Annotated in this window: 18 protein-coding genes, 1 other RNA gene and 1 pseudogene; 12 read left to right on the top strand and 8 right to left on the bottom strand. The window is 61.8% G+C overall.

From position 1 onward, the window contains the following. Positions 1–10 precede the first annotated feature (10 nt). Positions 11–211, bottom strand: a complete 201-nt coding sequence (locus AC1D1Y_RS04430) for a hypothetical protein (RefSeq protein WP_477681275.1) — start codon at positions 209–211, stop codon at positions 11–13. Positions 212–286: 75 nt separating this feature from the next. Here AC1D1Y_RS04430 and AC1D1Y_RS04425 point away from each other — a divergent pair, with 75 nt between their 5' ends. Both AC1D1Y_RS04425 and AC1D1Y_RS04420 read left to right on the top strand, forming a co-directional pair. Next, entirely contained in the window at positions 287–742 is a 456-nt protein-coding gene (locus AC1D1Y_RS04425) for a hypothetical protein (protein WP_477681274.1), read from the top strand. A gap of 524 nt (positions 743–1,266) precedes the next feature. After that, positions 1,267–1,371 (top strand): annotated as a pseudogene (locus AC1D1Y_RS04420) (ABC transporter ATP-binding protein); the annotation flags it as partial. Positions 1,372–1,385: 14 nt separating this feature from the next. Here the strand turns inward: AC1D1Y_RS04420 and AC1D1Y_RS04415 are convergent. The 7 genes from AC1D1Y_RS04415 to ompA form a co-directional block, all read right to left on the bottom strand. Continuing rightward, on the bottom strand, positions 1,386–3,278 hold the full coding sequence (locus AC1D1Y_RS04415; protein ID WP_477681273.1) for an ATP-binding protein: 1,893 nt from the start codon (positions 3,276–3,278) through the stop codon (positions 1,386–1,388). Between the two features lie 360 nt (positions 3,279–3,638). After that, complete coding sequence (locus AC1D1Y_RS04410; RefSeq protein ID WP_477681272.1) at positions 3,639–3,812, bottom strand: hypothetical protein; 174 nt, start codon at positions 3,810–3,812, stop codon at positions 3,639–3,641. Between the two features lie 72 nt (positions 3,813–3,884). Beyond that, positions 3,885–5,123, bottom strand: coding sequence for a tyrosine-type recombinase/integrase (locus AC1D1Y_RS04405; protein ID WP_477681271.1), 1,239 nt, complete (start codon positions 5,121–5,123; stop codon positions 3,885–3,887). 172 nt (positions 5,124–5,295) lie between these two features. Then, positions 5,296–5,682, bottom strand: a transfer-messenger RNA (tmRNA) gene (ssrA, locus tag AC1D1Y_RS04400). A gap of 12 nt (positions 5,683–5,694) precedes the next feature. Continuing rightward, complete coding sequence (gene gph / locus AC1D1Y_RS04395) at positions 5,695–6,360, bottom strand: phosphoglycolate phosphatase (protein ID WP_477681270.1); 666 nt, start codon at positions 6,358–6,360, stop codon at positions 5,695–5,697. A gap of 38 nt (positions 6,361–6,398) precedes the next feature. Further along, on the bottom strand, positions 6,399–7,106 hold the full coding sequence (gene ubiG, locus AC1D1Y_RS04390; protein WP_477681269.1) for a bifunctional 2-polyprenyl-6-hydroxyphenol methylase/3-demethylubiquinol 3-O-methyltransferase UbiG: 708 nt from the start codon (positions 7,104–7,106) through the stop codon (positions 6,399–6,401). Between the two features lie 66 nt (positions 7,107–7,172). Beyond that, entirely contained in the window at positions 7,173–7,808 is a 636-nt protein-coding gene (ompA, locus tag AC1D1Y_RS04385) for an outer membrane protein OmpA (RefSeq protein ID WP_477681268.1), read from the bottom strand. Between the two features lie 252 nt (positions 7,809–8,060). Here ompA and gyrA point away from each other — a divergent pair, with 252 nt between their 5' ends. From gyrA to lapB, 10 genes are all read left to right on the top strand, one after another. Then, entirely contained in the window at positions 8,061–10,709 is a 2,649-nt protein-coding gene (gyrA, locus tag AC1D1Y_RS04380; RefSeq protein WP_477653593.1) for a DNA gyrase subunit A, read from the top strand. Next, the gene (locus tag AC1D1Y_RS04375) at positions 10,709–11,278 is read left to right on the top strand and encodes a DUF2059 domain-containing protein (RefSeq protein ID WP_477681267.1); all 570 of its coding nucleotides are present in this window, start codon (positions 10,709–10,711) and stop codon (positions 11,276–11,278) included. The genes gyrA and AC1D1Y_RS04375 overlap by 1 nt, the downstream gene beginning before the upstream one ends. Then, on the top strand, positions 11,275–12,381 hold the full coding sequence (serC, locus tag AC1D1Y_RS04370) for a 3-phosphoserine/phosphohydroxythreonine transaminase (RefSeq protein WP_477681266.1): 1,107 nt from the start codon (positions 11,275–11,277) through the stop codon (positions 12,379–12,381). Before AC1D1Y_RS04375 ends, serC begins: the two co-directional genes overlap by 4 nt. A gap of 81 nt (positions 12,382–12,462) precedes the next feature. Continuing rightward, positions 12,463–13,545, top strand: a complete 1,083-nt coding sequence (gene pheA / locus AC1D1Y_RS04365) for a prephenate dehydratase (RefSeq protein WP_477653590.1) — start codon at positions 12,463–12,465, stop codon at positions 13,543–13,545. A gap of 33 nt (positions 13,546–13,578) precedes the next feature. After that, positions 13,579–14,457, top strand: a complete 879-nt coding sequence (locus AC1D1Y_RS04360; protein ID WP_477681265.1) for a prephenate dehydrogenase — start codon at positions 13,579–13,581, stop codon at positions 14,455–14,457. 10 nt (positions 14,458–14,467) lie between these two features. Continuing rightward, a complete protein-coding gene (locus AC1D1Y_RS04355; protein ID WP_477681264.1) occupies positions 14,468–16,450 on the top strand; it encodes a bifunctional 3-phosphoshikimate 1-carboxyvinyltransferase/cytidylate kinase in 1,983 nt (660 codons plus the stop codon). A gap of 151 nt (positions 16,451–16,601) precedes the next feature. After that, positions 16,602–18,287 carry a 30S ribosomal protein S1 gene (gene rpsA / locus AC1D1Y_RS04350; protein ID WP_007869489.1) on the top strand — a complete coding sequence of 562 codons (1,686 nt, stop codon included), beginning with the start codon at positions 16,602–16,604 and terminating at the stop codon, positions 18,285–18,287. A gap of 63 nt (positions 18,288–18,350) precedes the next feature. After that, positions 18,351–18,665 (top strand): integration host factor subunit beta, encoded by a 315-nt coding sequence (locus AC1D1Y_RS04345; protein ID WP_007869491.1) that lies wholly within the window; start codon positions 18,351–18,353, stop codon positions 18,663–18,665. A gap of 62 nt (positions 18,666–18,727) precedes the next feature. Then, positions 18,728–19,012 (top strand): LapA family protein, encoded by a 285-nt coding sequence (locus AC1D1Y_RS04340; protein ID WP_477681263.1) that lies wholly within the window; start codon positions 18,728–18,730, stop codon positions 19,010–19,012. Continuing rightward, positions 19,002–20,147, top strand: a complete 1,146-nt coding sequence (gene lapB, locus AC1D1Y_RS04335) for a lipopolysaccharide assembly protein LapB (protein ID WP_477653586.1) — start codon at positions 19,002–19,004, stop codon at positions 20,145–20,147. The genes AC1D1Y_RS04340 and lapB overlap by 11 nt, the downstream gene beginning before the upstream one ends. Positions 20,148–20,191: the final 44 nt, after the last annotated feature.

Here is a 20,191-nt window from a genome sequence, read left to right as displayed (position 1 = left end):
GGCGCCTGAGTTACTGAGGTTCCGGTGGATGCTCAGCAATTGGCGTGAGCCAACTTGCGGCAGCTTCGATGGGCTCCATCGTTCGGTACTCGGTGTTCTTCCATAAATCCATTGCCACCTCTTCGAGCATCGCAAGATCGACGGTGGTCCAGCGCTGGTGCAGACGCTCTGCACATTGAGCGATCCATTGGGTTGGTAAAAGCGTTTCCATGGAAGAAATCTTATCGCAGAATACTGTATTTATGTACAGTATTTTGATTCAAAACATCTCCGCCGACGAGTACTTTTGCTGTATATTCATACAGTGATTTTCGATGTCTACATTCTCGGCGGCAAGGGTGGCGACCCGGTGGAGGCGCTGCGTGCGGGACCTAAGCGTGGTGAGTTAATCATCCGGAGGCGCTGGCCAGACGGCCCTCGCACAGATCTGCAGGCGCTCCTGTTGGAGCCGGGCACCCGCAATGAATTGCTACCGGCACTTTTGAACCCGACCGTTATTGCGATGAACAGCCTGGGCATGACAGTCGAAGGCACCACGGCACATCAGTTCCGCAACACAGCCAAGGCGAAATTCGAATATTCCAGAGAACGATGGTTGTGCAAGCCACCAGGCGCCAGGGCCGTCCTGGACACGGAAAAACTCTTGAAGCGGAGTGCTGCACGGCTCAGTCGTGCGCAGGCCAACGGGTTTGACCCCGCGCATGACGATGCGCCTGAGCCAAACGATGGACCTTTGATGTGACCTAGGCAGCACGACGCAACCGACTTCACCAGTTCGACAAGACACCTCATAAGTCTTGAAGACTTTAGTTCAAGGGCTGCAACGGAAGCAAGGCACAGATATCTTCCAACAATGCTAGCGCGCACCGTTTTTAAAAGTTGACTATGAGTGATTCGAGCTTTACCGCTGATGATGAACATTCCACGCGAAGTGGCCGGGCAAGCGTTGTCGATATGGTTGTGGCAATGGCATTGACCGCTGCCGCGGCGACTATCGTGTTCGTGTCCATACAGCTTTGGTAACGCGGTCTTTTCCTACAAGACGCGGGGCGGAGCTTGGTTAGATTCAGTAGGCGATTGCTGCAATCGCACCTCTCATCTGGAATTTCCAAAAAGGTTGAGCCCGGTTAATCCGGGCTCTTTTTTGTCCGTTTCCGCCAAGACAAAGAGCCGCCTTTGGGCGGCTTTTTTGTTTCTGCTTGGAGCCACATTAGTTGCAATGATGCCGATGGCATCAAAAAGCCATTCGCGCTTTGCATCTGGTAGCTGGCCGACGACTATCTGGTGATGGAGCGCAGCGAGTTCATCGCACGCGGGCAGGGCAAGAATATGGAGGAAGCCAACGGCGTGCGACAGCAGGTGGCCATCTGACCATCAGACCTTCTTTATTCGGGGGCCGTGAACGGATGCGGCAGAGTCGCCAGAGGGCTATGTGGTTGCATTCCCAGCGTAAAGTAGAACGTGGTGCCTTCTCCTGGCGCGGAGTCTGCCCAGACTTTGCCGCCGTGCCGCGTGACGATCTTGTGCACACTCGCCAGGCCGATCCCGGTGCCCGGAAAATCTGAACCAAGATGTTGGTGCTGGAAGGCGCTGAACAGCTTTCCGGCATGAGCCATCTCGAACCCGACGCCGTTGTCCTTGACATGGAAGATCAGTGTGCCATCAGGATAGCGTGCACAATCGACGGAGATCTCCGTGCGAGCTTGTCCACGCGTGAACTTCCAGGCGTTGTCGACCAGGTGATGGATGGCGAGCGTCAGCATAGCGGGATCCGCAGTGGCCTGAAGGTCGGCTTGAACATGGATGATGGCGAGGCGGTCGGGATCACGCTGCTGGCAGGCCGCAAGCGCGGCGCTGGCGATCGCGCTGATGTCCACCGCGCCACTCGCCAGATAGGGGTGTGAGAGACGAGCCAGGGACGCCATGGCATCCGACAACTCGTTGATCTTCTGCACGCCTGCCTGGATGCGTCCCAGGCAGTGGTCCTGCAACTCGCTTGCGCCGGGCTGCAAGGTGGTGCGCAACTTGCCGCAGAACCCGCCGATGGTAATCAGCGGCTGGCGCAAGTCGTGCGCCAAGGAGTACGAGAACGCCTGCAGTTCCTGGTTAACGGTTTCCAACTCCGCCGTGCGGACCCGCACACGCTCCTCCAGCCCCTCATTGAGGTGATGGATTTCCTTCTGCTGCGTCTGAACCTGGTTGGAGGTGTTGTCCAGGGCCCGCATCAGATCGCCGATTCCGCCGGCCGGATAGGGCGGCCCGATGCGCGCATCCAGGTCACCTTTTCTGAACCGGGCTGTGCCCTTCATGATCCGGCCCAGCGGACGGCGGACCCCCAGCTCCCCAAGCAACCAGGCAAGCAGCAGCGCCAGCAGCGCTGCGCCCACGACGCCAGCGAGCACGATCCGTGCGCGGCGCTCAGCGTCGGCCGCCAGGTCCTGGGTCGGCACGCCTAGCGCGATCAGGACGCCTGCATCCCATGGCGGCGGCAGCGCACCCAAGGCCCAGACCCGCCGCACGCCCGCCGGACCAACGAACTCGGCCGTATCACCGTTATGCCCGTTCATGGCGAATCGGCCGAGGGCGGAATCGGCTAAAGATTTTCCTGCCACGGGTCGGTTGGCGCGTGGCGCCCCGACGCGCGTGCTGCGGGAAGCCAGAACGATGCCAGCGCGGTCAAATATGGTAACGGCCGTGTCGGAATAGGGCTGTAGCCCCACGACCTCACGCGAAAACTGTTCCAGGTTGATGGAGGCAAGCAGCACGAACCGCACCTTGCCTTGCGGGTCGCGCGAGGCCTGGGCCACCTGCACCACGCCATTGCCCGTGAGGCGGCCAATGACCGGCTCCAGCACCGGCGCCGGGGACACCAAGGCCTGCTGGAAATAGACTCGGTCTGCCAGGTTGAGCTTGCGGCCGGTGCGCAGCGAGTCGCAGTGCAAGTCGCCGTTCGGCTTGATGGTGAGAATGCTGGTGTATTGCGGATGCTGCCTCAGCACTTCGGCAAGGTAGGCCGAGCAGGCGCCGCGCTCCTCCCCATCAAGCTCGCGGGACTGGGCAAGCCCGAACAGCAATTGGTGGGTGCCTTGAATTTTTGCCCGCAGTTCATTGCTTGCGGTGCGCGCGAGCGCGGCAAGGTTGTGCCCGGCCTGGGTGATGTCATGGTCGCGCTGTTTGAACAGGAAGCCCAGTGCGACTGTGGCCGGCAACAGCGCGGCGAGCGTCACCAGCAGCATGATTCGCGCCCGCAATCCCAGTGTCATGGTTGGTGAGGCCATGGCGGCGGCTGTGTGCCGGGCTTGAACAAGCACAGGCGTTGGGCGGCATTCATGTCGTGATGTAGAGCATCATGAACCAGTATGCGCCCATTGCGGCAGCGCTGGCGGCCTGTTTTTCCGGGCAATATGCGCACTCTCAGAGCCATCCCCTGAAAATTGTGTCGTGTTGTGTCATCGCTCGGCGCTGGCAGCCCCTCCTGCCACTAGCGGTCACCTCACTGTGAGCGGAAGATGATTTGGGCTTGGGTCACTTCTTTCCGTGCGTTGCGGAACATATGACTAAACCAACTTAAGGCGAATCCGGTGCGGCGATGGTTCCTTCGAACATCGTTTATCTGACCCGTGATCAGCTTCCCGGCGTTAGTACGGCCGGCCGCTCCACACTTCGTGCGCCACCTCAACCGGGTTGCGATGCCCATGCTGAGCTTGAGCCTTGATTGCCCACTCCGTCATCGGGAATTTGACAATGTCGCCGGCGGTGAGTTGCTGGATGGCCGTGATGAAGGTCCGGCGCCATTCTGTACTTGGGATCATAGGTGGGATGATTATTGGTGGGTATACCCCGGAGTATCCAGGCTTCTCGGCTGATTGCAAAGATGGATACCCTTAGGCCGCCTTCAACGGCACTACCTTGCCACCTTCCCGCAGCTTGTCCAGGTAGTCCGCCCAAGCTTGCATCATGTTCCGCCGCTGATTCAAATACTGAGTCCGGTTATAAGCCCGGCCGTTCGCATCTTTCACGGCGTGTGCAAGCTGGGCCTCAATGATCAGCGGGTCGATCTCCAGGCGCTCAGCCAACATGGTGCGGGCAGTGGCTCGAAAGCCGTGCCACGTATGAATGTCTGAGGAGTAGCCCATAGCGATCAACGCTGTGCGAACACTGTTTTCTGAAATGGGGCGCTCGTGGCTTCGCTCACCTGGGAACACCATTACACCCTGCCCGGTGTACCCATGGAGGCCTTTCAGAATCTCGATAGCCTGGCGTGATAGCGGCACCAGATGCGGATCACCAAACTCCTTACCGTCTTTGCCGCGCTTCATCCGCTCGGCAGGAATAGTCCAAAGAGCCTCTTCCAGATCAATCTCCGACCACGTCGCTGCGCGCAGCTCACCAGGGCGCTGGAACAGCAGCGGAGCCAGCTGCAGCGCCGCGCGGACGATAGGCCCACCCTTATAGAGCTTGATAGCGCGCAGCAGATCGCCGAACTCGACGGGATCCGTGATGGCCGCAAAGTGAGTTCCGCGGTAAGGCGTCAGAGCACCCTTGAGGTCGCCTGTTATGTCCCGGTCCACACGGCCGGTTGCAACCGCGTACCGCCAAACCTGCCGGCAGAGCATCAAGCCCCGGTCGGCAGTTTCAATGGCACCTCGCTCCTCGGTCTTGCGCAACGTGGCGAGAAGTTCGGTCGGTCCAATTTCTTTCATCCGCCGTTCCCCCACCCAGGGGAACAAATCGCGCTCGAGCTGGCGAAGCGACCTGGTAGCGTGCCCTTCGCTCCATAACGGCTTCTGCTTGTTAAACCATTCCAAGGCCACGACCTTAAATGACTCGCCGCTCGGATTGCCTGCCGTCAGCTTGGCCACCTTTCGGGCCTGGACAGGATCGATTCCGATTGCTTTCTGGGCCTTCGCTGCATCACGAGCATTTCGCGCGGCTTTGAGAGATACCTCCGGATAGCTGCCGAACGCCATGCGCCCCTCTTTCCCATCGCGTCGGTACTTCCAAAACCAGCGACGAGATCCGTTCGGCGCCACCTCGAGGTATAGGCCTCCGGAATCAGTAAAACGGGCGCGCGTGCGCTCTGGAGGGCACTGCGCGTTACGGCATTGAATTTCAGTCAACATGGGGAACAGAGTCCTTGAAAGCCCAGAAAACAGGCTTTGTTCCCCGCATTGTTCCCCCTTTTGAGCCGGGATGTCAACGAATCGTACTGGACGACTACAGACAAAAAAAGACCGGCTTCAGAGGAGAAAGCCGGTCTTTTTGGACTACTCTGGACTGTGCCAGATCGATATATGGTGGAGCTGGGGGGATTTGAACCCCCGTCCGCAAGCCTTGTTCGGGCAGATCTACATGTTTAGCGGTCTGATTTGAGTCTCGCCACCTGTGTCGCGCAGTCGCACGCTACACAGGACGCCAGCACCCTATTTTCTCGCCCCGGGTTAAGGTACCCAGCCCGGAGCCAGCCGATGAAATTATCTTTACAGCCGGGAGCGTTTAACTTGCGCTAAACACCCCTTGCCCAGCCCATCGGCCTGCTGTTGTAAAGCTCACTGGCAATTAAGCAGCGAGTGCGAAACGTTCGTCGTTTGCAGTTAGTTTGTTTGAATCTGTTTTACGAGCGCACTCAGCTCGACATGCACCACACCGCGTCCGAACCCACGTCGAAACCAATGCAGCCCCAGGAGGCCTAGTTTACGCCATTCGCAGCAAATTCAAGAGTGCGCCGGGAACGGCGATGGTCGCGTCGGCTTTCCAGCCTCCAGTGTCGGCGGTTTTACCCAGGTAGCCGTAAGCGGCTGCCACCGTAGGCATGCCGGCAGCTCGGCCAGCCACAATGTCGCGCTCGTCGTCGCCGACGTAAATACAGCGTTCGGGGGCGACATCAAGCTGGCGGGCCGCCTCCAGCAGGGGCGCCGGATGCGGCTTGGCGTGCGGCGTGGTGTCGCCGCTGACGATGGTCCGGGCTGTGTTGAAGAGCGGCATCGCCTTGGTCAGCGGGACGGTAAAACGGGCTGATTTGTTGGTCACCACGCCCCAGTAGAAGCCAGCCCGGTCGATGTCGGCGATCAATTCGGCCACGCCGTCAAACACCGTGGTGTGCTCGGTCATGCGGGATTCGTAATTGCGGAAGAACTCTTCCCTGAGATCGGCAAAACGGGCATCGTCCGGCGTCAGGCCGAAGGCAACGCCAATCATGCCGCGCGCACCCGCGCCCGCCATGGGTCGGTAAAGCGCCAGGGGGAGCGACTCCAGCCCCCTGTCGGTTCGCATCTTGTCGGCCGCGGCGCCCAGGTCGGGCGCGCTATCTATCAGTGTGCCATCCAGGTCGAACAGCACGGCAGCGATGTCTTGGAACATGTCGGGAGTGTGAATTTTTGAGGGGGTCACCCGGGATTTCAGTTTTTCTGGGTGGCCAGCAGGTAATTGACGCTGGTGTCGGCGCTGAGCCAGTAGTGGCGCGTCAAAGGGTTGTATTCCATGCCGCGAGTCTGTTGCAGCGAGAGCCCCGAGGCACGGCAGTAGCCGGCCAGTTCGCTGGGTTTGACCAGTTTGGCGTACTCATGGGTGCCGCGGGGCAGCATGTTCAGCACATATTCCGCTCCTACGATCGCAAACAGAAAGGCCTTGGCATTGCGGTTGATGGTGGAGAAAAACACATATCCGCCAGGTTTGACCATTGCCGCGCAGGCTTTGACGATAGACGAGGGGTCAGGCACGTGCTCCAGCATTTCCATGCAGGTGACAACGTCAAAGCTACCCGGTTGCTCGGCCGCCAGCGCCTCAGCGCTGATTTCCCGGTATTGCACGCCCTCGGTCTGCGCTTCCAGCGCATGGAGCTGGGCGACCTTCAGCGCCTTGGTTGCCAGRTCTATGCCCAGGACTTCCGCGCCTTTGCGGGCCATGGAATCGGCCAGAATGCCGCCGCCGCAGCCCACGTCCAGCACGCGCAGGCCCTTGAGCGGAACCTGGCTGTCAATCCAGCCGAGGCGTAGCGGGTTGATTTGGTGCAGGGGGCGAAACTCGCTTTCGGTGTCCCACCAGCGATGGGCGAGATCGGAGAATTTGGCCAGTTCGGCGGGGTCAAAGTTATCACTTGTAGACATGAGGCATTATCGTTGAGGCATAAAAAAACCGCGCCTGGGCGCGGTTTTTGAAGCGATCCCGAAGGATTACTTGTTGGCGCGGGTACCAACCACTTCGATTTCGACGCGGCGGTTCTTGGCGCGGCCTTCGGCGGTCTTGTTGTCAGCAACTGGCTGTTTCTCGCCCTTGCCTTCAGTGTAGACGCGGTTTTTCTCGATGCCCTTGGACACGAGGTATGCCTTGACGGCTTCCGAACGACGAACCGACAGCTTCTGGTTGTAAGCATCGCTACCGACGGAGTCGGTATGACCCACGGCGATGATGACTTCCAGGTTGATGTCCTTGATCTTGCCGACCAGGTCATCCAGCTTGGCTTTGCCTTCTGGCTTGATCACAGACTTGTTGAAGTCAAAGAAAGCGTCAGCAGCGTAGGTAACCTTCGTTGCGGCAGGAGGAGGAGGGGTAGGAGTAACAGGGGGCTGCGCAGGCTGACCAGCAACCGGAGGAGCAGCAGGAGCCATCGCAGGGGCAATTGCGCCATCGCAACCAGGCGCTGCGGTAGCAGGCGTCCAGTTGGCATCACGCCAGCACAGTTCGTTGGTACCGTTTTTCCAGACCAGCTCACGATTGCCGTTCATCCAGTTGTCGATAGTTTGTGCACCAGCGGCGGTAACAAGCGCTGCGGAAGCAAACAACATTGCCACTTTGTTGAGTTTCTTCATGGTTCTCCTCTAGAGAAAAGCCGCAGACTTGCTGCGATTAGTAATTTACACGCCGTGAGTGACCATCACTCAAAGCGTTACATCGATTGTGCCACACCTGTCTCAACCTTCAAGCACGCTATCGGCTTCGTCTGACACGGACATAAGATTCTTGAGCATTTGTTGCTGCCCCGCCACAGGTAGGCGCTTTAAACTCAAGCCTTAAAATCGCTGGCTTTCCTCAAGAATCTCGAAATCCCAACCAGGCCGCTCATGACCCAGTTCGCTAAAGAAACCCTGCCCATCAGTCTTGAAGAGGAAATGCGGCGCAGCTATCTCGATTACGCCATGAGCGTGATCGTGGGCCGGGCCCTCCCCGATGCCAGAGACGGCCTCAAGCCCGTGCACAGGCGCGTGCTGTACGCGATGCACGAGTTGAACAACGACTGGAATCGGCCTTACAAGAAGTCGGCCCGTATCGTCGGCGACGTGATCGGCAAATACCACCCGCACGGCGACCAGTCGGTCTACGACACCATCGTGCGCATGGCCCAGGACTTTTCCCTGCGCCACCTGCTGGTTGACGGCCAGGGTAATTTCGGCTCCGTGGATGGTGACAACGCGGCCGCCATGCGGTATACGGAAATCCGCCTGTCGAAAATCGCCCATGAACTGCTGGCCGACCTGGACAAGGAAACCGTCGACTTCGGCCCCAACTATGACGGCAGCGAGCAAGAGCCGCTGGTCATGCCGACCCGGCTGCCCAACCTGCTGGTCAACGGATCCGGCGGCATCGCGGTGGGCATGGCAACCAACATCCCGCCCCACAACCTCAACGAAGTGGTCGACGCCTGCCTGCACATGCTGAAGAACCCGGAGGCCACCATCGATGAGTTGATGGAAATCGTGCCGGCGCCGGACTTCCCCACGGGCGGCATTATTTACGGCATCAACGGCGTCAAGGACGGCTACCGCACCGGCCGCGGCAAGGTGGTGATGCGCGCCAAGTGCCACTTCGAGGACATCGACAAGGGCCAGCGCCAGTCCATCATCGTCGACGAGCTGCCCTACCAGGTCAACAAGAAGACGCTGCAGGAGCGCATGGCCGAGCTGGTGCACGAGAAAAAAATCGAAGGCATCAGCCATATCCAGGACGAGAGCGACAAGTCCGGCATGCGCCTGGTCATCGAGCTCAAGCGCGGCGAAGTGCCCGAGGTGGTGCTGAACAACCTTTACAAGCAGACCCAGCTGCAGGACACCTTCGGCATCAACATGGTGGCGCTGGTCAACGGCCAGCCCAAACTGTGCAACCTGAAAGACCTGGTCCAGGTCTTCCTCTCGCATCGCCGCGAAGTGGTGACGCGCCGCACGGTGTTCACGCTGCGCAAGGCCCGCGAACGCGGCCACGTGCTCGAAGGCCTGGCAGTCGCCCTGGCCAACATCGACGACTTCATCGCCATCATCCGCAACGCGCCCACGCCGCCCGTGGCCAAAGCCGAACTGATGCTGCGCCCCTGGGACAGCAGCCTGGTGCGCGAAATGCTCACCCGCACGCGGGCCGACGGCGGCATCGTCAACGCGGATGACTACCGCCCCGACGGCCTCGAGAAGGAGTTCGGCATGGGCAACGACGGCCTGTATCGGCTGTCGGAAACCCAGGCCCAGGAAATCCTGCAGATGCGCCTGCAGCGCCTGACCGGCCTGGAACAGGACAAGATCGTGGCCGAGTACAAGGAAGTCATGGCCGAGATCGACGACCTGCTCGACATCCTGGCCAAACCCGAGCGCGTGTCCATCATCATCGGCGAGGAGCTCTCCGCGATCAAGCTGGAGTTCGGCCAGACCAAGCTGGGTGCGCGGCGCAGCCACATCGAGCACAGCTCCTTCGACCTCAGCACCGAAGACCTGATCACCCCCACCGACATGGTGGTGACGCTCTCGCACACCGGCTACATCAAGAGTCAGCCGCTGTCGGAATACCGGGCGCAAAAACGCGGCGGGCGCGGCAAGCAGGCCACCGCCACCAAGGATGACGACTGGGTCGACCAGCTCTTCATCGCCAACACGCACGACTACATCCTGTGCTTCTCCAATCGCGGCCGGCTCTACTGGCTCAAGGTCTGGGAAGTACCCGCAGGGTCGCGTGGCTCCCGTGGCCGGCCGATCGTGAACATGTTCCCGCTGCAGGAAGGCGAAAAAATCACCGTAGTCCTGCCGTTGACCGGTGAAAAGCGCAGCTTCCCGGCCGACCAGTACGTCTTCATGGCCACCTCCATGGGCACCGTGAAAAAGACCGCCCTCAACGAGTTCAGCAACCCGCGCAAGGCCGGCATCATCGCCGTGGACCTGGATCCGGGCGACTACCTGATAGGCGCGTCGCTGACCGACGGCAAGCACGACGTGATGCTGTTCAGCGACGGCGGCAAGGCCGTGCGTTTCGATGAGAACGATGTGCGCCCCATGGGCCGCAACGCGCGCGGCGTGCGCGGCATGATGCTCGAAGACGGCCAGGGCGTGATCGCCATGCTGGTGGCCGAGGACGAGCAGCAAAGCGTGCTGACCGCCACCCAGAACGGCTTCGGCAAACGCACCTCCATCACAGAGTACACGCGCCACGGCCGCGGCACCAAGGGCATGATCGCCATCCAGCAAAGCGAGCGCAACGGCAAAGTCGTGGCCGCCACGCTGGTCCACGTCGACGACGAGATCATGCTGATCACCGACAAGGGCGTTCTGGTGCGCACGCGCGTCAGTGAAATCCGTGAGATGGGCAGGGCGACACAGGGTGTTACTCTGATCGGCCTGGATGAGGGCTCACAATTAAGCGGCCTGCAGCGCATCGTCGAAAACGATGCCACGCTGGACGATATCGACACCGAAAACGACACCGGCACAGACGCCTCCAACACGGAAAGCAATTGATGAAAAAACTGATCACCACCCTCGCGATCGCCGGCATGGCCTGCGGCGCCGTAGTCCACGCCCAGACCGACCCCAAAACCGAACTGGCCAAAAAAGTGGTCGCCCTGCAGCAAGGCCCCGAGCTCGACCGCCTGGTGGGCCAGCTGGCTGGCAGCACGGCCCAGGAGCTGATCATGAAATGGGGCCCCCAGCTGGAGGCCAACGTCCCCAAGGCCAAGCAGAAGAAAGCCTCGGAAGATCTCAATGCCGAGCTCAAGAAGTACGCCGACGACGCCAGCCAGCTGATCGGCAAGCAGGTCGGCAAGGTCAGCACCGAGTCGCTGGTGCCCGCCTATGCGGAGCGTTTCACCCTGGAAGAACTGCAGCAGATCGCCGCCTTCTTTGAATCTCCCGCCATCAAAAAATACCAGGCCACGGCGCCTGAACTCGGCAACGTCTTCGTGCAAAAGCTGGTCGAGGCCTCGCGCACCGACGTGGTGGCGCGTATCAAGCAGTTCGACGAAACCGCGGTGAAGATCGTCGGTACCGCCCCTGCCCCCGGAGCAGCCAAGCCACCCGCGAAGAAATGACCCGTCCCTTCAATTTTTCCGCCGGCCCTGCCAACCTCCCCGAGGAGGTCTTGCAGCAGGCGGCGGGCGAAATGCTGGACTGGCGGGGCAGCGGCATGAGCGTGATGGAGATGAGCCATCGCGGCAAGGAATTCATCTCCATCTATGAAGCCGCCGAAGCCGATTTCCGCGAACTCATGGCCATTCCGGCACATTTCAAGATCCTGTTCATGCAGGGCGGCGGCCTTGCCGAAAACGCCATCGTCCCCCTGAACCTTTCGCGCGGGCTTTCCGCCGATTTTGTGGTGACCGGCAGCTGGAGCGACAAGTCGCAAAAAGAAGCGCGCAAGTACTGCGACGTGCAGGTCGCCGCCAGCAATGCTGACAACGGGCACACGCTGCTGCCCACCCCTTCGGGCTGGAAGCTACGGCCGGATGCGGCCTACGTGCACCTGTGCACCAACGAAACCATCAACGGCGTGGAGTTTCAGAGCCTGCCGGACCTCAAAGCCCTGGGGAGCGACGCGCCCCTGGTGATTGACTTCTCGTCCCACGTGGCTTCCCGGCCCGTCGACTGGTCCCGCGTCGGCCTGGCGTTCGGCGGGGCACAAAAAAACCTCGGCCCCGCCGGCGTGACCCTGGTGGTCATCCGCGAGGACCTGCTCGGCCACGCCTTGCCGGCCTGCCCCAGCGCTTTCGACTACAAGACGGTCGCGGACAACCAGTCGATGTACAACACGCCGCCCACCTACGCCATCTATATCGCGGGCCTGACCTTTCAATGGCTCAAGCGCCAGAAAGAGGGCTCGGCCACCGGCATCGCGGCCATGGAAAAACGCAACCTTGCCAAGGCGCAACTGCTTTACGACGCGATCGACGGTTCGCAGTTCTATGTGAACAAGGTCGGCAAGGATTGCCGTTCGCGCATGAACGTGCCTTTTTTCCTGCGCGACGAGTCGCGCAACGACGTTTTCCTGGCCGGCGCCAAGGCCGGCGGCCTGTTGCAGCTCAAGGGCCACAAGTCGGTAGGCGGCATGCGCGCCAGCATCTACAACGCCATGCCGCTCGCCGGTGTGGAGGCGTTGGTGGCGTACATGCGAGAATTCGAACAAAAACACGCCTAGGATGAAATACCCCCATGCCCGCCGCGTTCACTGCCCCTGAGGGGCGTTCAGTGCACCTGGCGCGGCCGGACGGCCCCTGATATGACTGCCAACCTCGCTGATTTACGCGTCCAGATCGACGCCCTGGACAGGGAATTGCTTGCCCTGCTGAACCGCCGTGCCCAGGTCGCCGAGCAGGTGGGCGAGGTCAAGAAACGCGAAGGCACACCCTTCTTCCGCCCCGACCGGGTCGCCCAGGTGATCGAGCAGATCCAGAAGGCCAACCAGGGCCCTCTCAAGAACGAGCACGTCGCCGCCGTCTGGCGCGAAATCATGTCGGCGTGCCTGGCCCTGGAGTCCCCGGTGCGCGTCGCCTACCTGGGTCCCGCCGGTACCTTTAGCGAGCAGGCGGCGCTGCAATTTTTCGGCGCCAGCATCGAGCACGTGCCTTGCGTCAGCATCGACGAGGTTTTTCGCGCCACCGCGGCCGGTAGCGCCAGCTATGGTGTCGTGCCGGTGGAAAACTCCACCGAAGGCGTGGTGTCTCGCTCGCTCGACCTGTTCCTGAACTCTCCCCTGCACATCGTCGGCGAAATCAGCCTGATGGTGCGCCACAATTTACTGCGGCTTTCGGAATCCCTGGACGGCATAGAAGCCGTGTATGCCCACCCCCAGGCGCTGGCCCAATGCCAGGGCTGGCTGACGACCCACCTGCCCAATGTGGATCGCCGCACGGCCTCCAGCAACGCCGAAGGCGCGCGGCTGGCCACCACCAACCCGGCCTGGGCCGGCATCGCCGGCGAGCGCGCCGCCACCCAGTTCGGCCTTTACACGGCGGCCCACGCCATCCAGGACGATGCTTTCAACCGCACGCGTTTTGCAGTGGTGTGCCTGCCCCAGACATTGCCCTCCCCGCCCGCTTCTGGCAAGGATTGCGTCAGCCTGGTGGTGTCCGTGCCCAATCGCCCCGGCGCCGTCCACGACATCCTGATGCCGCTCAAGGCCCACGGCGTCTCCATGACCCGTTTTGAATCGCGCCCGGCGCGGTCCGGCCAGTGGGAATACTACTTTTACATCGACCTGCAAGGTCACCCGTCCCAGGACCATGTCAAAGCCGCGCTGGCCGATCTGCAGCAGCTGTGCGCCTTCTACAAGGTCCTCGGAACCTATCCCATCGGCGATTAATGCAACGACTCACAACCTTCCTGGTGCCACGACATGTTTGAACAATTAGGTCTCATTGGATGCGGCCTGATGGGTGGCTCTTTCGCGCTGGCGCTCAAACGCGCCGGCCTGGTCAAGCGCGTCGTCGGCTACAGCAAATCCCCCTCCACCACGGAGCGGGCGCGCCAGATGGGCGTGATCGACGTCGAGGCACCCTCGGCGCTGCTGGCGGTCTCGGGCGCCGACATTGTGCTGCTGGCCGTGCCGGTTTCAGCGACCGAGGCCACCTTCAAGGCCATCCGCCACCTGGTCGGCCCCAACACGCTGATCATGGACGTCGGCTCGACCAAACGCGACGTGGTGGATGCCGCCCGGCGCGTCCTGGGCAGCAACGTTGGCTCTTTTGTTCCCTGCCACCCGATCACCGGCAAGGAGGTTTCGGGCGTCGAGCATGCCGACGTGGACCTCTACGCCGGCAAGCAGGTCATCCTGACGCCCATTGAACGCACTTTCACGGTCCAGCTCCAGAAAGCCGTCGACGTCTGGACCGCCCTGGGCTGCCACGTCCTAAAGATGTCGCCGCAGTCGCATGACGCGGCCTATGCCGCCGTCAGCCACCTGCCGCACCTGATCGCTTTCGCCCTGATCAACGGCATCACCGGGCAGGAACACGGCAAGGACTATATGTCGCTGGCCGGCCCGGGCTTTCGGGACTTCACGCGCATCGCCGCCAGCGACCCGAAAATGTGGCGCGACATCCTGATCGCCAACCGCGAAGAACTGCTGGCCCAATCCAAAATTTTCCAGGAGACCCTGCAGTCGCTTGAGCAGCTGATTTCCAGCAGCAGCGGCGACGCCCTGGAAGCCATGATCGAGCAGGCCAGCGAGACCCGGGCCAACTGGCGCATCTCCTCGCAAAAATCGCACAAATAATCCGCGGTCCATGTTCGATACCGAGTTCCTGGACATTCCGCCTCTGGGCAGCGCGGGCGGCACCGTCCGCCTGCCCGGTTCCAAAAGCATTTCCAACCGCGTGCTGCTGCTGGCCGCCCTGAGCTATGGCGACACCACGGTGCATGACCTGCTCGCGTCCGACGACACCGCCGTGATGCTGGCCGCGCTGAGGCAGCTCGGCTGCACCGTCAAGCAAGACGGCAACACCGCCGTCATCAGTGGCCTGGGCGGCAAACCCGTCCAGACCCCKGCCAAGCTGTTCATGGGCAACGCCGGCACGGCCATGCGTCCCCTGACGGCGGCCCTGGCCCTGCTGGGCGGCGAGTTCGAGCTCTCCGGCGTGCCGCGCATGCACGAGAGGCCCATAGGCGACCTGGTCGACGCGCTCAGGCAACTGGGCTGCGCCATCGACTACCTCGGCAACGAAGGCTTCCCGCCGCTGCGCCTGCGCCCCGGGCAACTCCAGCTGGAGGAACCGATACGAGTGCGCGGCGACGTTTCCAGCCAGTTCCTGACCGCCCTGCTGATGGCCCTGCCGCTGGTCGCCAGGCAGGACATCCACATTGAAGTGGTCGGTGAGCTGATTTCCCGGCCCTATATTGAAATCACCCTCAAGCTGCTCCAGCGCTTCGGCATAGACGTCCGCCGCGAAGGCTGGGAACGCTTCACCATTCCCGCCGGCAGCCGCTACCAGTCGCCGGGCGAAATCCATGTCGAGGGCGACGCCTCGTCGGCCAGCTATTTCATCGCGCTGGGCGCCATCGCGGCCGCGGCCCCGGGCCATACCGGCATCGAAATCCTGGGCGTGGGCGCGGCCTCCATCCAGGGCGACATCCGCTTCGTCGAAGCCGCCGAAATGATGGGCGCGCGGGTCGCCAGCACGCCCAACTCCCTGCGCATCTCGCGCGGCGCCTGGCCGCTCAAGGCCATAGACCTGGACTGCAACCACATCCCCGACGCCGCCATGACATTGGCCGTGATGGCCCTGTACGCCGACGGCACCACCACCTTGCGCAATATCGCCAGCTGGCGCGTCAAGGAAACCGACCGCATCGCCGCCATGGCCTGCGAGCTGCAAAAGTTCGGCGCGATGGTCGAGGAAGGCGCCGACTACCTCAAGATCACCCCACCCGCCCGATGGACGACAGGCGCCATCCATACCTACGACGACCACCGCGTGGCCATGTGTTTTTCGCTGGCGGCCTTCAACCCGGCGCAGTTGCCGGTGCGCATCCTGGACCCGAAGTGCGTCGCCAAGACCTTCCCCGACTACTTCGAGGCCCTGTTCGAAGTCGCCCAGGCCGCTCCCAAGCACATTCCCGTCATCTGCATAGACGGCCCGACCGCCTCCGGCAAGGGTACGCTGGCGGCCCTGGCGGCTCATCGGCTGGGCTACCATTACCTGGATTCCGGCGCGCTCTACCGCCTGAGCGCCCATGCCGCGGTGCTGGCCGGCGTCTCCCTGGACGACGGGCCCGGCGTGGCCCGCGTAGCGCGCACCATGCCGGTGCACTTTCAGCGCGACCGCATTTTCCTCGGGCCGCACGACGTGTCCGACGCCATCCGCACCGAAGCCGCCGGCATGGCCGCCTCCCGCGTGTCGGCCCACCCCGAGGTCCGCGTCGCCCTGCTGGAGCTCCAGCACAGCTTTCGCAAGCTGCCCGGGCTGGTCGCCGACGGACGGGACATGGGAACCGTCATCTTCCCCGACGCCCCGCTCAAGGTTTTCCTGACGGCCAGCGCCCTGCACAGGGCCGAACGCCGGCATAAGCAGTTGATTTCAAAGGGAAATTCGGTTACAATCGCCGAGATTCAGCAGGATTTGGAGGCACGCGATGCGCGCGATTCGTCGCGAAAAGCCGCTCCTTTGAAACCCGCTGATGACGCCAAACCGCTGGACAATTCCTATCTGTCGATTGAAAAATCGGTGGACCAGGTGATTGAATGGTGGCAAGGCACCCGGCCCTTCTGACCCCCGACGCGCAGCCTGCGCTTGGGTCAGCAGGTTCATCAACGTAACCCGCGGCCTTACCAGACGTCTGGCCGCAAAACACCGCCGCAAGCAGCTATAAAAACAATGGCAATCCCGCTATTGGAACCCTGTTGTGTGGACTAGGAAAATCATGTCTGAATCTTTTGCCGACCTATTTAACGAATCGCTCCAACGCTCTGAAATGCGTACCGGTGAAGTCATCACCGCTGAAGTCGTTCGCATCGACCACAACCACGTCGTCGTCAACGCCGGACTGAAGTCCGAGGCCTATGTGCCGCTCGAAGAATTCAAGAACGACCAGGGCGAACTCGAAGTCCAGGTCGGCGATTTTGTCTCCGTGGCCATCGACTCCGTCGAAAACGGCTATGGCGACACCCTGCTGTCCCGCGACAAGGCCAAGCGCCTGGCTTCGTGGATGAGCCTGGAAAAAGCCCTGGAATCCGGCGAATTCGTCACCGGCCAGACCAGCGGCAAGGTCAAGGGTGGCCTTACCGTCCTCGTCAACGGCATCCGCGCCTTCCTGCCCGGTTCGCTCATCGACACCCGCCCCATCAAGGACTTGTCTCCGTACGAGAACAAGACCATGGAATTCAAGGTCATCAAGCTCGATCGCAAGCGCAACAACGTCGTACTGTCACGCCGTGCCGTGGTCGAAGCCAGCATGGGCGAAGAACGCGCCAAGCTGATGGAAACCCTGAAAGAAGGCACTGCCGTCAAGGGCGTCGTCAAGAACATCACCGAATACGGTGCCTTCGTTGACCTCGGCGGCATCGACGGCCTGCTGCACATCACCGACATGGCATGGCGCCGCGTGCGTCACCCAAGCGAAGTGGTGACGGCTGGCCAGGAAATCGTTGCCAAGATCCTGAAGTTCGACACCGAAAAGAACCGTGTCTCGCTGGGCCTCAAGCAAATGGGCGACGACCCTTGGATGGGCGTGAACCGCCGCTACCCCCAAGGCACGCGCCTGTTCGGCAAGATCACCAACATCGCCGACTACGGCGCGTTCGTTGAACTCGAACCCGGCATCGAAGGCCTGGTCCACGTGTCCGAAATGGACTGGACCAACAAGAACGTGGCCCCGAGCAAGCTCGTGGCTCTCGGCGACGAAGTCGAAGTCATGGTCCTCGAGATCGACGAAGACAAGCGCCGCATCAGCCTGGGCATGAAACAGTGCAAGGCCAACCCATGGCAAGAGTTTGCGCAGGAAACCAAGCGCGGCGACCGCGTCAAGGGCCCGATCAAGTCGATCACCGACTTCGGCGTCTTCGTGGGCCTGGCCGCCGGCATCGACGGCCTGGTGCACCTGTCCGACCTCTCGTGGAACGAACCCGGCGAAGCCGCTGTTCGCAACTACAAAAAGGGACAGGAAGTGGAAGCCATCGTGCTGGCTGTCGACGTTGACCGCGAGCGCATCTCCCTGGGCATCAAGCAGCTGGAYTCCGATCCKTTCACCACGTTCGTGTCGATCAACGACAAGGGCGCGATCGTGACCGGCAAGGTCAAGACCGTTGACGCCAAGGGCGCTGAAATCGACCTCGGCGAAGACATCATCGGCTACCTGCGCGCCAGCGAAATCAGCCGTGACCGCGTTGAAGACGCGCGCAACGTGCTGAAGGAAGGCGACGAAGTCTCCGCAGTCGTGGTGAACGTGGATCGCAAGACCCGCAACATCCAGCTGTCGGTCAAGGCCAAGGACAACGCCGACCAGCAGGAAGCCATGGCCAACCTGAGCCAGCAGTCTTCCCGCGAAAACGCCGGTACGACCAGCCTGGGCGCCCTGCTGCGCGCCAAGCTGGACAACAACGAAAAGTAAGGCAACCGTGCAGCGGTGTGATGCGCCCTGGGCGGGTCGCATCGCTGTGCAGCTACTTGATCCATGACCCGAAGCGACCTTGTCGAAGAACTGGCGGCCCGATTCAGCCAGCTGACGCACCGCGACGCCGAATATGCCGTCAAGACGATTCTTGATGCCATGAGCGACGCACTGGTGCGCGGCCACCGCATTGAAATCCGGGGTTTCGGCAGCTTCTCCATCAACCGGCGCCCGCCCCGCATGGGGCGCAACCCGCGCTCCGGCGAGAGCGTGGCCATCCCGGAAAAACGGGTGCCGCACTTCAAACCCGGGAAGGCATTGCGCGAAGCCGTCGATGCCCGCACCCAGGAATTGCTGGCGGTCACGGAACCCAAGTAAGGTCTTCCTGTTGCTCCTCGGTGGTCTGGCTACAATCGTCAGACCACCCGGGGGATTACCAAGTGAAATACCTCATGTGGCTGCTTAAAGCAGCCATTTTTTTTACGCTCTTCGCTTTCGCACTGAATAACCAGCAGACGGTTTCGGTGTATTTCTTTTTTGGCACCATGTGGCAAGCACCCCTGGTGCTGGTTGTGCTGACTGCCTTCGCCTGCGGGCTGGCGCTCGGCATTTTTGTCATGATGCCGCGCTGGTGGAAAAAACGCCGGTCGGGCAGATACGCCTCCTCTACCGTCGGCCCCCACACCGTAAGCGAAGACCCGTCCACGATGCACCATGGAATTTGACTTCACCTGGGTCTTGCTCGGGTTCCCTATTGCCTTCACGCTCGGCTGGCTGGCCTCACGGCTGGACTTGCGGCAACTGCGCATCGAAAACCGCCAGGCCCCCAAGGCCTATTTCAAGGGCCTGAACTTCCTGCTCAACGAGCAGCAGGACCAGGCCATTGACGCCTTCATCGAGGCGGTACAGAACGATCCCGACACTTCCGAACTCCACTTCGCCCTGGGCAACCTGTTCCGCCGCCGCGGCGAGTACGAGCGCGCCGTGCGCGTGCACGAACACCTGATGTCGCGCGGCGACCTCACGCAGCCCGAGCGCGACCGCGCCCAGCACGCCCTGGCGCTCGATTTCCTGAAAGCCGGCCTGCTCGACCGCGCCGAAGCCGCCCTGCGCAGGCTTGAGGGCACGCCCTTTGAAGAAGAGGCCCGCCTGGCCTTGCTGTCGATCTACGAGCGCTCACGCGACTGGGGCAATGCCACCGAGATAGCGGCCCGCCTCGGCAGCTCCAGCCACGGCAGCTTCAGCGCCCGCCAGGCGCACTACCTGTGCGAGCAGGCCGGCGCCTCTGTGGCCGCCGGCGACACCACCCAGGCACTCAGCGCCCTGCAGCAAGCCATCGCCATGGCGCCGGCCCTGGCCCGCCCCCTGATCGACCTGGCGAAACTGCAAAACCAGCTCGGCCGCACGCAGGACGCCCTGCAAACCCTGCTCAAGCTCGAAAAAACCGCGCCGCAAGGCTTGCCCCTCGCCGCCGGCCTGCTGGCCAACATCGCGCAGGCCGGCGGCCAGGAAGCCACCGCGCTGGAGCTGCTCAAGGCCAGCTATGCCAACATGCCGTCCATCGACGTGATCGAGGCCATCGTCAAGCTCGAGAAAGACCCGGCCACGGCGCGGCAATGGTATGTGAAGCACCTGGAGCGCCAGGCCTCCCTGGTCGCGGCCGGCAAGTGGATCGCCGGCGAAAAACTGCAGGACGAACAACACCACACCCTTGTCCAGCGTGCCCTCGACCAGGCCACCAAGCCCCTGATGCGCTATCGCTGCGCGGCTTGCGGTTTTGAGGCCACACAGCACTTCTGGCACTGCCCCGGCTGCCAGGCCTGGGACAGCTACCCGACACGCCGAATAGAGGAATTGTGAACACCCCCGTGGCTACGCTTCGCTCCGCCTCCCCCCTTGCAGGG

Source organism: Polaromonas sp. P1_G1, assembly GCF_056405595.1.
The sequence above is the reverse complement of the archived record's forward strand: the minus strand, read 5'-3'. Positions and strand labels throughout refer to the sequence as shown.